Origin of the sequence: Hyphomonas sp., assembly GCF_041398465.1 — a bacterium.
GTDB lineage: Bacteria > Pseudomonadota > Alphaproteobacteria > Caulobacterales > Hyphomonadaceae > Hyphomonas.
Genome location: NZ_JAWKUS010000001.1, coordinates 222,379 through 238,079, shown reverse-complemented (window position 1 = coordinate 238,079; position 15,701 = coordinate 222,379). Strand labels below are relative to the sequence as shown.

Annotated in this window: 11 protein-coding genes; 8 read left to right on the top strand and 3 right to left on the bottom strand. The window is 62.2% G+C overall.

Annotation, left to right across the window (positions count from 1 at the left end):
• Window positions 1-75 precede the first annotated feature (75 nt).
• Window positions 76-1,197 (top strand): AI-2E family transporter, encoded by a 1,122-nt coding sequence (locus tag R3C98_RS01120; protein WP_371312273.1) that lies wholly within the window; start codon window positions 76-78, stop codon window positions 1,195-1,197.
• A 351-nt stretch (window positions 1,198-1,548) separates the two neighbouring features.
• Window positions 1,549-6,276, top strand: a complete 4,728-nt coding sequence (locus tag R3C98_RS01115) for an NAD-glutamate dehydrogenase (RefSeq protein WP_371312272.1) — start codon at window positions 1,549-1,551, stop codon at window positions 6,274-6,276.
• 78 nt (window positions 6,277-6,354) lie between these two features.
• Here R3C98_RS01115 and R3C98_RS01110 read toward each other — a convergent pair whose 3' ends face one another.
• Window positions 6,355-9,090 carry a M1 family metallopeptidase gene (locus tag R3C98_RS01110; RefSeq protein WP_371312271.1) on the bottom strand — a complete coding sequence of 912 codons (2,736 nt, stop codon included), beginning with the start codon at window positions 9,088-9,090 and terminating at the stop codon, window positions 6,355-6,357.
• Window positions 9,091-9,212: 122 nt separating this feature from the next.
• On the opposite strand from R3C98_RS01110, the gene R3C98_RS01105 reads away from it, so the two are divergent.
• The 3 genes from R3C98_RS01105 to mtgA are packed head-to-tail and all read left to right on the top strand — an operon-like array spanning window position 9,213 to window position 12,047.
• Complete coding sequence (locus tag R3C98_RS01105; RefSeq protein ID WP_371312270.1) at window positions 9,213-9,887, top strand: glutathione S-transferase family protein; 675 nt, start codon at window positions 9,213-9,215, stop codon at window positions 9,885-9,887.
• Complete coding sequence (gene queG, locus R3C98_RS01100; protein ID WP_371312269.1) at window positions 9,868-11,001, top strand: tRNA epoxyqueuosine(34) reductase QueG; 1,134 nt, start codon at window positions 9,868-9,870, stop codon at window positions 10,999-11,001. The genes R3C98_RS01105 and queG overlap by 20 nt, the downstream gene beginning before the upstream one ends.
• Window positions 10,998-12,047: a monofunctional biosynthetic peptidoglycan transglycosylase gene (gene mtgA / locus R3C98_RS01095; protein WP_371312268.1), complete on the top strand. Its 1,050-nt coding sequence runs from the start codon at window positions 10,998-11,000 to the stop codon at window positions 12,045-12,047. Before queG ends, mtgA begins: the two co-directional genes overlap by 4 nt.
• A gap of 75 nt (window positions 12,048-12,122) precedes the next feature.
• On the opposite strand, the gene R3C98_RS01090 is transcribed toward mtgA, so the two are convergent.
• Both R3C98_RS01090 and R3C98_RS01085 read right to left on the bottom strand, forming a co-directional pair.
• Window positions 12,123-12,500, bottom strand: coding sequence for a hypothetical protein (locus R3C98_RS01090; RefSeq protein WP_371312267.1), 378 nt, complete (start codon window positions 12,498-12,500; stop codon window positions 12,123-12,125).
• Between the two features lie 481 nt (window positions 12,501-12,981).
• Window positions 12,982-13,899: an SDR family NAD(P)-dependent oxidoreductase gene (locus R3C98_RS01085; protein ID WP_371312266.1), complete on the bottom strand. Its 918-nt coding sequence runs from the start codon at window positions 13,897-13,899 to the stop codon at window positions 12,982-12,984.
• Window positions 13,900-14,012: 113 nt separating this feature from the next.
• Between R3C98_RS01085 and R3C98_RS01080 the strand changes: the two genes are divergently transcribed.
• The 3 genes from R3C98_RS01080 to R3C98_RS01070 are packed head-to-tail and all read left to right on the top strand — an operon-like array spanning window position 14,013 to window position 15,534.
• A complete protein-coding gene (locus tag R3C98_RS01080; RefSeq protein WP_371312265.1) occupies window positions 14,013-14,663 on the top strand; it encodes an HAD-IA family hydrolase in 651 nt (216 codons plus the stop codon).
• Complete coding sequence (locus R3C98_RS01075; protein WP_371312264.1) at window positions 14,650-15,237, top strand: hypothetical protein; 588 nt, start codon at window positions 14,650-14,652, stop codon at window positions 15,235-15,237. The genes R3C98_RS01080 and R3C98_RS01075 overlap by 14 nt, the downstream gene beginning before the upstream one ends.
• Window positions 15,238-15,534, top strand: coding sequence for a 4a-hydroxytetrahydrobiopterin dehydratase (locus tag R3C98_RS01070; RefSeq protein ID WP_371312263.1), 297 nt, complete (start codon window positions 15,238-15,240; stop codon window positions 15,532-15,534). It begins immediately after the preceding gene.
• Window positions 15,535-15,701 lie beyond the last annotated feature (167 nt).

Here is a 15,701-nt window from a genome sequence, read left to right as displayed (position 1 = left end):
ACGGCAGGGTTCACGTGCCTTGACGCGGAGCCGGGCTGGCGCCACGCTTGCCGGAGGCAGAAGGGGGAGCCGGGCATGAGCCGTGCCGCCACGACTGGGATCTGGGTCATCGCGACAGGCGTGATCATCGCGTTCCTGTACTGGACCCGTGCCATTCTCGCGCCGTTCGCGCTGGCCGTGTTCCTCTTCCTGACCATCGAAGGCTTCGCCACGATGATCGACAACTGGACCCGGTTCCTGAAGATCGGTCATGCCCGGATCATCGCGATCCTGCTCGTATTGGGCGGCTTCATCGGTTTCATCGGGCTGATGGCGAATGGCATTGCCGAGTTCGGCCGCGATGCAGGCGAGTACGAAACCAAGATCAACGGGCTGATCCAGAATGCCTATGATGTGGTGCACATGACCGGTGCGCCGACGCTGCAGGAATTGCTGTTCAACGAGACCGGTCAGCGATTCTTTGCGACCATCGCCAACGCCACCGGTGATCTGTCCGGCGATGTCGTTCTGATCCTGATCTATGTGGCGTTCCTATTCCTGGCCCAGTCTGGCTGGACGCTGAAGCTCGACAATATCTTCCCTGATCCGGAAGCCCGCGAGCAGGTGCGTAATGTGGGAGACGAGGCCCGACGGGGGATCGAGAGCTATCTGTGGACCCAGACGGTGATCTCGGCGCTGATAACCGTGCTGACCTATGGCTCGCTATTGGCGCTCGGGGTGAAGAACGCATTGTTCCTGTCGGCGCTGATTTTCGTGCTGAACTACATTCCCACGGTTGGCTCTATCGTGGCGGCTTTGGTGCCCCCGTTGTTCGCGCTGGTGCAGCCCAGCATGCCCGCCTGGGTGCCCGGCGTGCCGCCGCAGGATACGTACATCTATGCAGGAATCGTTCTGGCGACGGTCAGTTTCTGGCAATTCTCGATCGGGAACTTCATCCAGCCACGCATGATGGGGGAATCACTCAACCTGTCGTCGTTGGTGGTGCTACTTGCGCTGGCAGTCTGGGGCGTGATCTGGGGTATCCCCGGCATGTTCCTGTCTGCACCGCTGACTGTGTTGATGATGGTGCTGTTTGCACAATCCGATGCAACGCGCTGGATCGCCATTCTCCTGTCTTCTGACGGCAATCCGCAGGGTAAGGGGGGGCTCCACGCAGAAAGAGTCGCAGCCGGTGCTGCACAAGATGGTGGAGCGTGAACGCAATTCATGGCAATCCACAACCACACCGCGATATGAATGACTTGGACTGCATGTTTTTCACGGAATTTATAAGTGGACTGATGCGCAGATCTTGCGAATAAAATATTCGATACAAAATATAGAATCAGGCCTCCGCGTGCGTCCCCCCACCCAGCCTGCGGATCAAGGCCTGTAGGGCCCGCCGGACACGTCCCCGTTCGGCGGGTCCGTTTATTTTGGCGAAAGTATTTCACTTCTCGCCAGTGCAACACGGAAGTTTCATTTGAAACGATCAAGTTGAAGGAATAGGTGACCCGCGTTAGACCGGAACACCACCGAATCCTTCTCCTTTCCGTGTGAGTCTCTCCCATGAACAATCAGACTGTTGCCACCGATCCGCTCGATCAGGTGCTGACGCAGGTCACCCTTGAATCCGGCAACGAAGACCTGAGCGGCCTGCAGCCGTCAGATATCGACGTGCTGGCCCGGGACTTGTGGAGTTGGGCATCCGCGTTGCCTGCCGGCGAACAGGATGTGCGGGTCCTGGTCGACGCTGATGGGGCCTCAGGCCCGTTGGGGCGCAGCGTGCTGGAAGCCGCCGGACCGGACATGCCCTTCCTGGTCGATTCGCTGCTGGGGGAGTGCGCCGATCAGGGATTTGAGGTGCGCACCATGTTCCACCCCGTCGTGCGCATGCCGGATGGCCGTATGATCTCGGTGATCCAGATCCACCTGCCGCGCCTGACAGAGCGCGAGGCAGACCGGCTGGCCGCGGGCGCGCGCCGGACACTGGGACACACCGCGCAGGCGGTTGAGGATTTCAAGCCGATGAAGGAGCGGATGCGGGAAGAGATCCGCCGTCTGTCGCTGCTGGAAGAACCGAAACACGCCGACACGCACGAAGCTGTTGCCTTCCTGGAATGGCTGACGAAAAACCACTTCGTATTCCTCGGCTGCCGTGAATACCGCTTTGAAACCGACGCAGAAGGCCGTGTGCTGCCGGAAGAGCCGATCATGGTCGAGGGCAGCAATCTGGGGCTGTTGCGGGATGAGGAGTTGAATGTCCTCTCGCGCGACGCGGAGCCATTGGTGTTGACGCCGGAGATCGGAGAACTGCTGGAAGAGCCGTTCCCGCTGATCGTTGCGAAATCGACCCTGATCAGCCGCATCCACCGCCGTGTCGCCTGTGACTATGTCGGCGTAAAGAAATATGACGAGCAAGGGCGCGTGAACGGGGAGATGCGTTTCCTCGGTCTATTCACTGCAGAGGCTTATGACGAGACCGCCCGCTCCATTCCGTTTATTCGCCGCCGTGTACTGAAGGTGATTGCGTCCTCTGGCGCAACGCCCGGCGGGCATACCGAAAAGGCGATTGCCAATTTGCTGGAAACCTGGCCGCGTGACGAGCTGTTCCAGACAAGCTCGAAAACGCTGGCCCCGATGATCATGGGCGCGCTGCATCTGATCGGGCGGCCGCGCACACGCCTGTTCCTGCGGCGTGACCAGTTCGACCGGTTTGTCAGCGCCATCGTTTATGTGCCGCGCGAAGCTTATGATACGACGCTTCGGGAACGGATTACGGAAACGCTGCTCACTGCCTACAATGGCAAACTCGTTCGCTTTCAACCCTATTTCGATACCGGGCCGCTGGCGCGTGTGCATTTCCAGATCGCGATCAATCGAAATCATCCGGAACCGGATGTGGAGGCCCTCGAAGCCGAAATAGCGAAGCTCGCCCGTACCTGGGACCAGGCTCTACGCGAAGCGATCATTCAGGCCGACCTCAGCGAGAAGGACGGGGAAGGGGCGCGTGCGTTCATCGGGGCGTTCAACGCGGCCTATCGCGAAGCCTTTACGCCCGAAGAAGCAATGCTGGATGTCGCCATGATGGCGCGGCTCAGCGCGAGTTCTCCAATTGTCGCCCGCGGATACCAGTCCCCGGATGAAGACCCCGACAAGATCCGGGTAAAGATCTACTCCCGCAGCGGATCAATTCCACTGTCGCGCTGTGTGCCGGTGTTCGAGAAGATGGGGCTCTTTGCGGCCTTCGAGACGGGGTATCCCGTGCGGCCGGGTGAGAAGCCGGTGCCTGATGCGCCAGACATCTACTGGGTGCACGATCTTTCCATGCGCTCGGAAGCCGGTGCGCCGATAGACCTTGAGGCGGTGGCCCGGCGTCTTGAAGAAGCCTTTGTCGCGGTGTGGAGCGGACATGCCGAGAATGATGGCTTCAACCGCCTGATCCTGGTCGCGGGGGCGACATGGCGCGAAGCGGCCCTTGTCCGTACACTCTGCGCCTATCGGCGCCAGACCGGCCTCGACCAGCCACAGGATGTGCAGGAAGCGGCACTCGCCCGCTATCCGGCCTTGACGCGCCTGCTCGTCGAACTCTTCGCGGTCCGGTTCGATCCTACAAAAGATCTCACCCTGCACCAGCGCGAGGAAGCCTGCCGCGAAATCTGCGACAGTATCGAAGTGAACCTGAGAGACGTCTCGGCACTGGCAGACGACCAGGTCCTGCGCCGCCTGACGGATCTGATCCTCGGCGTGCAACGAACCAATTTCTATCAAACGGATGCCAATGGCTGCCCACACAATTTCGTCAGCCTGAAGATTGCCAGCCGCGAGCTACGGGAAGTGCCGGAACCAAAGCCTTTCCGCGAGATTTTCATGTCGAGCCCGAAAGTCGAGGGTGTGCATCTCCGCTTCGGACCGATCGCGCGCGGCGGCCTGCGCTGGTCGGACCGGGCCGCGGACTATCGCACCGAAGTCCTGGGCCTTGTGAAGGCCCAGCAGGTAAAGAATGCGGTGATCGTGCCGGTAGGCTCCAAAGGCGGCTTCTATCCGAAACAGCTGCCGGACCGGTCTGACCGCGATGCGTGGTTCGAAGGCGGGCGGGATGCGTACAAGGAATTCATCGCGGCGCTGCTGGAGTTGACGGACAATCTGGTCGGCGGCGAAGTCACGCATCCGGCTGACACGGTCGTCTGGGATGGCGAGGATCCTTATCTCGTCGTGGCGGCAGATAAGGGAACGGCGACGTTCTCCGATACGGCCAACGCGATCAGTCTCGAAAAGGGCCACTGGCTGGGCGACGCCTTCGCCTCCGGCGGGTCGGCGGGCTATGACCACAAGAAGATGGGCATCACGGCGCGTGGTGCGTGGGAAGCGGTCAAGCGGCATTTCCGCGAAATGGGCAAGGACATCCAGTCCGAACCGTTCACCGTGATCGGCGTTGGCGACATGAGCGGCGACGTGTTCGGCAATGGCATGCTGCTGTCGCCGGAGATCCGTCTCGTGGCGGCGTTCAACCACATGCACGTCTTCATCGATCCGGATCCGGTCGATTCGAAAAAGAACCTCGCCGAGCGGCAGCGCATGTTCGATCTGCCGCAATCGACCTGGGACGATTATGACAAGAGCCTGATTTCCAAAGGCGGCGGTGTGTTCGCACGGTCGGCCAAGTCGATCGAACTCACCGATGAGATCAAGGCGCTGACGGGCCTCAACGCCGACGCCGTGACACCGGACCAGCTGATCAATGCCTTGCTGAAGTCGCAGGCAGACCTGCTCTGGTTCGGCGGCATCGGCACCTATGTGAAAGCGGATGCCGAGACCAATGGTGAAGTCGGCGACCGCGCCAACGATTCCATCCGGATCGGCGCGCATCAGCTCCGCGTAAAAGTCGTCGGGGAGGGGGCAAACCTCGGGCTCACCCAGGCTGCCCGGATCGAGTTTGCGCTCTCCGGCGGGCGGATCAATACTGATGCGATCGACAACTCGGCCGGCGTCGACTCATCCGACCACGAAGTGAACATCAAGATCCTTGCCGCTGAAGCCATCCGGCTGGGCAATCTGGAGGAGAGCCACCGCAACGCCCTGCTGGCGGAGATGACCGACGATGTCGCCTCGCATGTCCTGCGCCACAATTACGATCAGACAGCGGCCCTGACACTGGCTGAAGCGACGGCCAAGCAGGACCATGAAGCGCTGGAGCGTCTAATGTTGCATCTGGAAAGCCGCGGTGTGCTGGACCGCGCCTTGGAAGGCCTACCGGATACGGGTGACATGAAAGTCCGGGCCGATCATGGTCAGGGCCTCAGCCGCCCGGAACTCGCGGTGCTGCTCGCCTGGTCCAAGATTACCCTGTTCGACGATATCGTCGCATCGGACCTGCCGGATGATCCGTATTTCGAGGATGTGCTGAAGGCCTACTTCCCGAGCCCGATCGACACCTATGGCGAGGCCATGGACAATCACCGCCTGAAGCGGGAAATCATCGCCACGGTGCTCGCCAACCGGTCGCTCGACATGGGCGGTACGATCCCGGTCTTCCGCTTGCGGGAAATGACCGACACGACCGACATGGCCGCCATCGTGCGGGGCCTCGAAGCGGCGCGGGTGGTGCTCGATTTTGAAGGCTTCCAGCGTGAGGTCGATGCGCTCGACAATGTGGTGCATGCCGATGTGCAGACGGACCTGCGGCTGCTTGCGGCGCAGGCGATGAGTGCGGCGGCGGCCTGGTTCGTGACGACCATGCCCAAAGGCACGCTTCAGGAACTTGTGGACACGACCCATGGGCCCCTGAACGAATTCAAGGCCGCGCTGGCCGATATCCACACGCACTTCCCGGCAGCACAGATCGAGCGGTCGACCCGTACGCTCATGCGGCGCGGGGCACCGGAGGAACTGGCGCGTTGGGCATCGGCCATGAGTCTTTTCGCACAAGGCCTCGTTGTTGTGGATCTTGCGCGGGAAACGCGTGAAGCCGTGCCTGTTGCGGGCGAGTGTTTCTTCCAGATCGGCGAGGCGCTGCGCCTCGATCGTCTGCGCGTTTCCGCACTGGACGGCCTCTCCAAGGCCGGTTTCTGGGACCGGGTTGCCGGCCGGCGCCTGATTGTCGAACTGGTGCAGACGCAGGCCGATGCGGCGCGCGATGCCCTCGCCGCGGGTGGGGCAGCCGCCTGGCTGTCCAAGCATCAGGATGGCCGCAGGGACCTGCTGGCAACGCTGACTGAACTCGGCAAGGAGAAGGCCTGGAGCTTTGCGAAGTTTGCGCTGGCCGCCGATGCGGTTCGCCATTTCATGAAGCGCTAGACAATTATTCCGGCGCGAAAGGAAAGCCCCGCACCCGGTGAACAGGTGCGGGGCTTCTTTGTTCGGCCTGCCGAGTGATCAGTCGCCCGAGAAGAGGGCTTTCACATCGTCAGCCGTGGCGGCGCGGAGCGCGCTGCAGTTTTCGCCGTGCTCGGCGCCTTGTGCGAGAGAGCGCTCATAGCCGGGGATCAGGTCAGCCTGGCTTTCGAAGAAGGCTTTTGCATCCGCAACATCTTCAGCCTTGCAGAAATAGCCCACCGCTTTCGGCATCTGCTGTTTCCGGATCAGCGGGATCTTCGCCACGATGCTCGCGAAATTGTCCTTGATCAGCGGCCAGACGGTCGACTGGGCTTTCTGGTTCTCTAGTGAGTAATTGTAGATCGAGTACAGTTCGTTGCCGGAAATATCATCGCTGAGGGACAGTTTGAACAGGTCTGCCACGATGTCCGGTGTGCCTTCGCCTGCAATGGCGGCGAGGATGGTTACGCGCTCCGTCTGGTTTTGCGAGTTCCGAACGAAATCAACCGTGCCCTGGTAGAAGTCCCAGTCGCCATCCTCAACGCCCGCTGCAACAGCGGCGGAGAGGTCCTCTGCGGGGAGGGCGGACGCATTCGCTTCCTGGCCGATACCCATGAAGGCTTTGGCCCGTGCCACCATGTCGGCGCGGTCCCCGGCCCGGTTGCCGTCTTCCAGCAAGCGGGTCCAGAGCGTCGGGGCGAGCAGCCTTTCCGACGTCGAAAGCGCTGTGGCCGGACGCTCGGAAAGATAGGTCCAGACGGGTCCGTAGGTCGTTTCCATCCAGTCGGCGAACTTCGCCTTGCCTTCGTCGTCCAGCATGGATTCCAGGGTGCTGGTCAGATTGACCGACGTGTAGATGGCAGAAGCCGATCCGCCTGCCGAAGTTTCGAAAGCGGAGACATAGTCCGCCGCGCTCAGCTTGCCGGCATCGAAGCCAGCCGAAACAGAGTCCATGTACATCATCTGCTCAGCCGGGCTGAGCGATGCATAGTTCGCCTGCAGCGCCGCAGCATTGTCCGCATCGGTCGCGAACCGCCAGTAACCTGCGCCACCTGCATTCGGCATGACCCAATCCGGACAGGCATCAAGCGCGATTGTGGTGGTCTTGTCGGACAGCATCTTGCGAATGACATGGTCACCGGAGGCATCGGACACACGGGCCGCGAACGGAATTTCCCAAGTCTGTGCTTCAGTGTCGATCTTCGAGCCGAGGGGTGCGTACCGGCTCTGGGTGATGGTCATCTGAGCGCCGGTTGGGGCCGAACAACTCACATTCACGTCCAGGAAGGGGATACCTGGCTGGGAAATGAAGGAGGTGAACGAGGAAACAATGTCCGGCTGGCCGGAACCATCGGCCAGGCTCTGCATGAAGTCCTGCGTCGTGGCGACGCCATCTTCGAACCGGCGCATGTGCAGGCGGATGCCATCGCGGAACGTGTCTTCACCGAGATAGGTCTCGAACATGTTCAGGACCGCGCCGCCCTTGCGGTAGGTAATGGAGTCGAACGCATCGCCGATGTCGCCGGTCGTCAGGATCGGGTTACGGATCTGGCGGGTCGACATGAGGCTGTCGGTCGGCATCGCATTCAGGCTGGACAGGATCGGTCCAAGCGACCAGTCGCCTTCCGGATCGATGGCGTTCATCGTCTTGGTGCTGATCCAGGTGGCGAAGGCTTCGTTCAGCCAGATATCGTTCCACCAGGCCGGTGTGACGAGGTTACCGAACCATTGGTGGCCGAGCTCGTGCGCATGCGTACCGTAGATGGCGCGGCGGCGGGTCAGCGACGTGCGGTCATCGATCAGCAGGGCGGCTTCGCGGTAGACGATAGCGCCCGCATTTTCCATGGCGCCGTACGCAAAGTCTGCTGCGGCGATCAGGTCTAGTTTTCCATACGGGTACGGATAATCGAAATAGGATTCCTGCCACTCGACCATTTCGTCGGTGATGGCGAGGGCGTCCTTGAGCTTTTCACCCTTGCCAGCCGGGGCGTAGGCGCGCAGCGGAATTGGATCCGGACGCAGGTCCGTTGCCGGGATCGGGTCTGCCTCGACCTTGTCATAGGGGCCGACCATGATCGCAACGAGGTAGGATTGAAGCGGCCGGGTGGTGGCGAAGTGGTGGCGAACGAGGCCGTCACCAAGGTCTTCAGCGTCGGTTTCGGCGCCGTTCGCCGTGACTTCCATTTCTGCCGGTGCAGTGATGGTCACCGTGTAGGGTGTCTTGAAGCGCGGCTCGTCGAAGGAGACGAACATGCGGCGGGCATCGATGTCTTCGAACTGGGTGACGAGATAGGGCAGGCCACCTTGCTCGACCTTGTAAAGACCGGCGAGGTGGAGATTGTAAGGCGCTTCATATTCCAGAACGAGCGTCGCATCCCCGGCAGGGAGCGGTGCGTCGAAGTCGATGCGCGCGACGCCATCAGGCGTCTGGTCGCCCGTGAAGGTCGCGCCGATTTCCATTCCATCCGGCAGGACAGCCTTTATGGACGCCACATCCGGGCCAAGGGCGTGCAGCCAGATGCGTGAATGGGGCTTTTCCAGATTGATATCAATCTCTTCCTGACCCGTGAAGGTTGCCGCGTTCGGGTCCGTCACGAGGTCCAGCCGGTAAGCCGTCGGGCGGACACCGGTGGGCAGCTGGCCTTTCGGAATTTCGGCGTGGAGGACGGGTGCCTCCGTGGCAGCTGTCTCTGTTTCAACAGATGCGGCGACAGTATCGGCCGGCGTGCTGCATGCTGACACAAGAACGACGGAAGCAACGCCTGCGAGGAGGGCAGACGTAAATCTGGTTTTCATGGGGCAGTCTCTTTGGTGAATTATGAAGGCGTTTTTGAACCACAACTTTTTTCGTTCGGATAGACGTTCTTTACTCCTCTGGACTAAATGTGAACGGCAGACCGCAGGAGGCTTGCCTGCCGATGACCCGACTTTATCACTGGTGCCTTGACCCTGCCGGACGGCTGGTTCGCCTTTGTCTGGCCGAAAAAGGTCTGGATTTTGAAACAGTTGAGTCCTCTCCATGGGCGCCGCATCCCGATCTCAGGCTGCTCGGTCCCGGCGCGGTTGCGCCGGCGCTGCTGCAGGAAGGGACAGGCGGACGTATCGTCGCGGTTGGCACACGGGCGATCTGCGAATTCCTGGAAGAGTCGGTTGAGGGTCATCATCTGCTGCCCTTGAATCCGGGCCAGCGAGCCGAGGCGCGGCGTCTCTGGGCCTGGGTGGAGCAAGGCTTTGAGGAAGTCACCGATACGCTGCTGACCGAGCGGGTCATGCAGTGGGTGCGGCGCGACCGCCAGCCGGATTCCGAGAAGCTTCGCCGCGGTGCGCACACGCTGCGGGGCCGGCTGACTTTCCTCAACGCGCTGGTGGAAACCCATGGCTTCATCGCCGGGCGTGACCTGACACTGGCGGATCTCGCAGCGGCGGCGCATCTCTCGGCCTGCGACTATTTCGGCGATATCCAGTGGGATGCGGTGCCGGACCTTCGCACCTGGTATGCGCGGATAAAGTCCCGGCCGAGCTTCCGTCCGCTGCTTGCCGACCGGCTGGCCGCCGTGCGACCTTCCCCGCACTATGCCGACCTTGATTTCTGATCCGGCGGGCCGCGCCGAATTTGCCAGACAACATGCCCTGACGCTCGGCTTCGATGCGGTCGGCATTGCGCGGGCGGATGAAGCCTGGGCGGCGTCGGAGCGGCTGGAGGCGTTCGTTGCGGCGGGCCGGCACGGCACGATGGAGTGGATGGAGACGACGCTGGAACGGCGGCGCACGCCGGTTTCCATGTGGGAAGGTGCGAAGTCTGCTGTCACGGTCGCGCTGAATTATGGCCCGGACCATGATCCGATGGAGACGCTTCAACAGCGCGAAGCCGGGAATATCTCCGTCTATGCGCGGGGGAGGGACTATCACGATACGCTGAAGTCCCGCCTGAAACAGCTCGCCCGGGAATTCGTCGCGAAGACCGGCGCGGAGGTGAAGGTCTTCGTCGATACCGCCCCGCTGATGGAGAAGCCGCTGGCGGCAAAAGCCGGGCTCGGCTGGCAGGGCAAGCACACCAACCTGGTCAGCCGGGAGCTTGGCTCCTGGTTCTTTATCGGCGTCATGCTGACCGATGCGGAACTTGTCCCCGATGCTCCTGAGGCGGACCATTGTGGCAGCTGCCGGAATTGCCTCGATGTCTGCCCGACTGCGGCTTTTCCGGCGCCATACCAGCTCGATGCGCGGCGGTGCATTTCCTACCTGACCATCGAGAACAAGGGCCCGATCCCGGAAGAGTTCCGCGCGGCCATGGGCAACCGGATCTATGGCTGCGACGACTGTCTCGCAGTTTGCCCCTGGAACAAGTTTGCGAGCGCGGCCAGCGAAGCGGCCTTCCATGCGCGGGCGGAGCTGAAGCTGCCGGGTCTCGATGAGCTGGCAGCGCTGGACGATGCGGCGTTCCGCGAAGTCTTCTCCGGCTCGCCCATCAAGCGGATCGGGCGGGACAGGTTCGTGCGCAATGTCTGCATTGCGATCGGGAACTCCGGCGCGGCCCGGTTCGTGCCGCTGCTGGAGGACCTCGTGACAGACGAATCCGCGCTGGTGCGCGGGGCGGCTGCATGGGCTCTCTTGCAACTGGACGCGGAGCGGTTCTCATTCGCCCGTTCACAGAATGTGGCCGGGGAAACCGACCCCGATGTGCTGAGGGAATGGAACAAAGGCGCATGAAGAAACCCCGGCAGAAAAAGCCGCCAGGAAAACCTCAAGGCCGCAGCCTGATGGATTATCTGGGCTGGGCGCTGAAATTCGTGCTCGGCCTGTTTGTCGGGGTGCATGTCTACGCCCTCGTGCTGAAGGCGGCGCCGGTGCCCGGCACGGTGCTGATGGCGCAGCGGGCGATTGGCGGTGAACAGATCAAGCGCGACATGGTCTCCATCAACGATATTTCCCCCAATCTGGTCCTCGCGGTGATCGCGGCGGAGGATACGCGTTTCTGCCAGCATACCGGCGTTGACCGGGATGCGATCGAGCAGGCGATCAGCGACTATCGGCAGGGCAAGGGCCTGCGCGGCGCTTCCACCATCACCCAGCAGACGGCGAAGAATGTCTTCCTCTGGAATGGCGGCGGCTTTGCCCGCAAGGGCGCCGAAGCCTGGTTTGCGACCTTCATCGACGGCATGTGGGGCAAGCGCCGGGTGATGGAAGCCTATCTGAACGTCGCCGAATGGGGCGACGGCATCTTCGGCGCAGAAGCGGCGGCGCAGGCGCGGTTCGGCAAGTCAGCTGCCGATCTGACAGAACGCGAAGCTGCTTTGCTCGCTTCCGTCCTGCCCAGCCCGAACAAATGGCGCCTCGACCCGCCGGGGCCTTATGTCTCCCAGCGGGCAGGGACATTGCAGGCCCGCATGCGGGTGGTCCGGTCCGAAGGTCTCGCCGCCTGTGTGCTGGACGAGCAGGCGGTGCGTCGGTCTGCGCCGAAGCGGCCCGCCGAGCCGAAGCCTTCAGCACCGGAAGAGATCCGTCCCGAAACGCCTGCCGCCCGGCCGAGCCTGCCAGACCTGCCACCTGCGCCAGAAGAAGGTCCGGAGTCGCTGCCGCAGAACGAGGCAGTGACAGAATCCCCGGATGAATTCGACAGCTTCCTCCAGGACGCGCAGGACCGGTTCGGGCAGGAGACCACGCCTTCGCCTTCGGAGCCTTCGGAAGCCGAGCCGGAGACGGCCACCGAGTCCGGACCGACTGACCTGCGCCCACGTGACGAGACGCCGGACTGAGCGTTGCCGCCAGCAGGTACGGCGCCCGTGAAGGCGCTTGGTCTGTGAGCTGAGTTTTTCAGGGCTGGGGCTGCCTCAGGTTTCCGGCAGAGGCAGATTCGGCGTGCCGGACATCGCGGGGCTGCGTACGGCGGTCGCAATGAGGGCATCATGAAATTCGCCGAACTGCGCAGCATAAGCAGGCATAGCTGCCCGCCCGTCGCAGGCGGCGGCGAGGCGGTCATTGTAATGTTCTGAAGGTTTCAGCCACGTGCGTTCGGATTTCTGCCCCGGCATCCAGTCGATACTGACAAGGTACACACGGAGATTGGGCGTCACGCTCCAGTGATACTTCACCCCGCGCCCATAGGCCGCCCGGATTTGCGCACGCAGCATCAGCACCTGGACCCAGATGATGGGCCAAAGAAAGGCGAGCTGCGGCGGGAAGCCTTCGGGAAGACGGAAGAGCGACATGTGCCGGACTATACGTCAGGGGACGGAGGTGTTGGATGAGTTTGTTTGTGCGACAATGGCTGCGGCAGGATTTGACGGTTCAGTTGGTGGATAACTCCCCACCAGCGTCACGCCCGATGGCCACCGGCCATCTGGGCGCCCATCTCTGAAAGATACGGCAGGCACGTCACGACATGACATTCCCGAGGCGCGGATCAGAGATGGGTCCCCAGACCGCTGCGCGGTCGGGGATGACGCGTGTGGGACGTGAGGGGAGCCTGCGTCCATCCTTCGACTTCGCTCAGGATGAGCGCTTCGAAGATGCGGACTCATGCTGAGCGAAGTCGAAGCATGACCGGCAGAGCACAAAATCTGTCTACGTCATGATCATGCATGACTTGTCATGACTATACCGGACTATAAGCGACTATACCGGGCCAGATGTGCAAACGCCCCGGAACAAGGTCCGGGGCGCGCAGAATGGATCGGATCGGATTGCCGATCAGATCGGGTCGTACGGGAAGACGCTGGCGGTCGGGCCCATATCGGTGAAGTCGGCCTTCATGGCCGGCATGCACTGGTCGATCAGGCTTTCCGGATCCCAGCCTTCGAGGCGGGCAACGGATTTGACCGGGCGCGGCTGGTTGAACAGCACGACCTCGTTGCCGCGCACGCCGAAGATCTGGCCGGAGACGTCCTTGGCGCGGTCGGCGCAGAGGGCGACGGCGAGCTGGGCGACCTGGTCGGCACGCATGCCTTCCTTCATCCGGTTGACCCGCTGGGCGCCGGCTTCGTCTTTCACCGGGATAGAGGCGATCATGCGCGTCCAGGCGAATGGTGCGATGATGTTCGAACGGACATTCTTGCGCTCGCCTTCCATGGCGATGATGCGCGACAGGCCGGCAATGCCGAGCTTGGCTGCAGCATAGTTCGCCTGGCCGACATTGCCGATCAGGCCGGTCGTGGAGGTGAACAGCACGAACGCGCCGTCTTCCTTCTCGCGGAAGAGTTCGACGGCGGCGCGGGTGACGTTGAAGCTGCCGCGCAGGTGGACGTCGATCACGGCATCCCAGTCATCTTCGGACATCTTGTGGAACATCTTGTCCCGCAGGATACCGGCCGGGTTGATGACGGCATTCAGGTCGCCGAACGTGTCCTTGGCCTGCTCGACCATGCCTTCGACGGCTTTGTAATCGGTGACGCTGTCGGAGTTGGAGACCGCTTCACCGCCGGCTGCGCGGATTTCGGCCGCGACTTTTTCCGCCGGGCCGGCATCGCCCGGATCGTCGCCGGACAGGCTGCCGCCGAGGTCGTTGACCACGACTTTTGCGCCTTCCCGTGCGGCCAGAAGCGCCGTTTCCTTGCCGATCCCGTTACCGCCGCCGGTCACCAGGACCACTTTGCCCTCAAGCACGCCCATTTGTCGTTTCTCCTTCATTGTCTGTGTCTATAATCCAGTCTGGCGCCACCCTAAGTCCGGCCCGGCAATCTTCAAGGTTTGAAAACTGCTTCAGGCGCGGCTAGACGTCTCGCATGACAAAGATTTTCAAGGCCGTGATCTGGGATTTCGGGGGCGTTTTTACCTCCTCACCCTTCGACGCATTCGCCCGCTATGAAGCCGAGCAGGGGCTCCCCAAGGACTTCATCCGCACCGTCAACGCCACCAATCCGCTGGACAATGCCTGGGCCAAGCTCGAGCAGAGCAAGGTCAGCGGCGAGGAATTCGACGGCATGTTCCGGGCGGAATCAAAGGCCCTCGGCCATGAAGTGCCGGGCGCCGACGTGCTGAAGCTGCTGTCCGGGTCGCTCCGGCCGCGCGTCGTGAAGGCGCTCGAAGTCTGCAAGGGCCATGGCAAGGTCGGCTGCATCACCAACAATGCGCCCATCGGGAAGGGCGCCTCGATGACCAATGATGACGGCAAGGCGGCCGAACTCGCCAAGGTGTTCGACATGTTCGACCATCTGATCGAAAGCTCGAAACTCGGCATCCGCAAGCCGGACCCGCGCATCTACGCCCTGATGTGCGAGGCGCTGGACGTCGATCCGGCCGATTGCGTCTATCTCGACGATCTCGGCATCAATCTGAAACCGGCCCGCGCGATGGGCATGACCACGATCAAGGTGCTGGGCGAAGACCAGCTGCTCGAAGATCTGAAATCGGCGACGGGATATGCAGTGGTCTAGGCTGCGCCTTGCGGCCCTCGCCGGGGGGCTGGCCTTGGGGGCGGCGGCGTGTTCGCCCGCCCCGGCAGAGCCGGTCTATCCGCCGGAATCCCTGACGCAGGACCCGCAGGCGCCGGAGCCGGTCACCATTCCGGAGACGGTGGCAGGCGTGCGCGACGAGATGCTCGGCTATGCGCAGCGTGGGTCGCTGTCGGGCCTGACGCGGATGGCGCGGCGCAATCCGGGCTTCGTCTCCAATCTCGGCGGGGAGGATCACCGCGAATACTGGGACCTGATGCGCCGGATCGGGGTGGACCCGAACCGCAAGCTGCGCGCGCTGATGGAGCTGCCCGTGGGGGTACGCGAAGTCGATGGCGTCAAATGGTATGTCTGGCCGGACCTCGCCGCGAAGAGCGCCGAGGACCTGATCCCGGAGAAACTGTCCTTCCGCGACCGCAAGCGGCTGCAGGACCTGGTCGGCGAGGACGGGATTGCCGAGATCCGCGCAGGCAAGGGCTATCCCGGCATGCGCACCGCGATCACCGAAGAGGGCGAGTGGGTGTATTTCGTGCTCGGCCAGGATGCGGAGGAATAGATGATGACGAAGACAATCGGCGCCGACGCGGCCCTGGTCGCCCTCAAGGGCTGGTCGAAAGGGGAGGGCGAGCGCGACGAGATCACCAAGACCTTCCGGTTCGACGATTTCAAACAGGCCTTCGCCTTCATGACGGCCACGGCGATCAAGGCCGAGCAGATGGACCATCATCCCGAATGGTCGAACGTCTACAACCGTGTCGAAGTGGTGCTGACCACGCATGACGCCGACGGCGTGACAACCCGCGACCTGGAGCTGGCGGGTTACATGGACGCGCTGGCCAAAAAACTCGCTTAGGTTCAAGACAGCGGCGAATTTTCGTAAGCCTGCAGCATTCCGTGCCCTAAGGCGGACTACGTATGTCCTGTTACCGGAGGTTGCGGTAATTCAGGTAACTGATCGCTGGTCATAGAATTCCTGATATAAATGTCCCCCGGTCAGGGGACATACGCGGACCGGCTGAT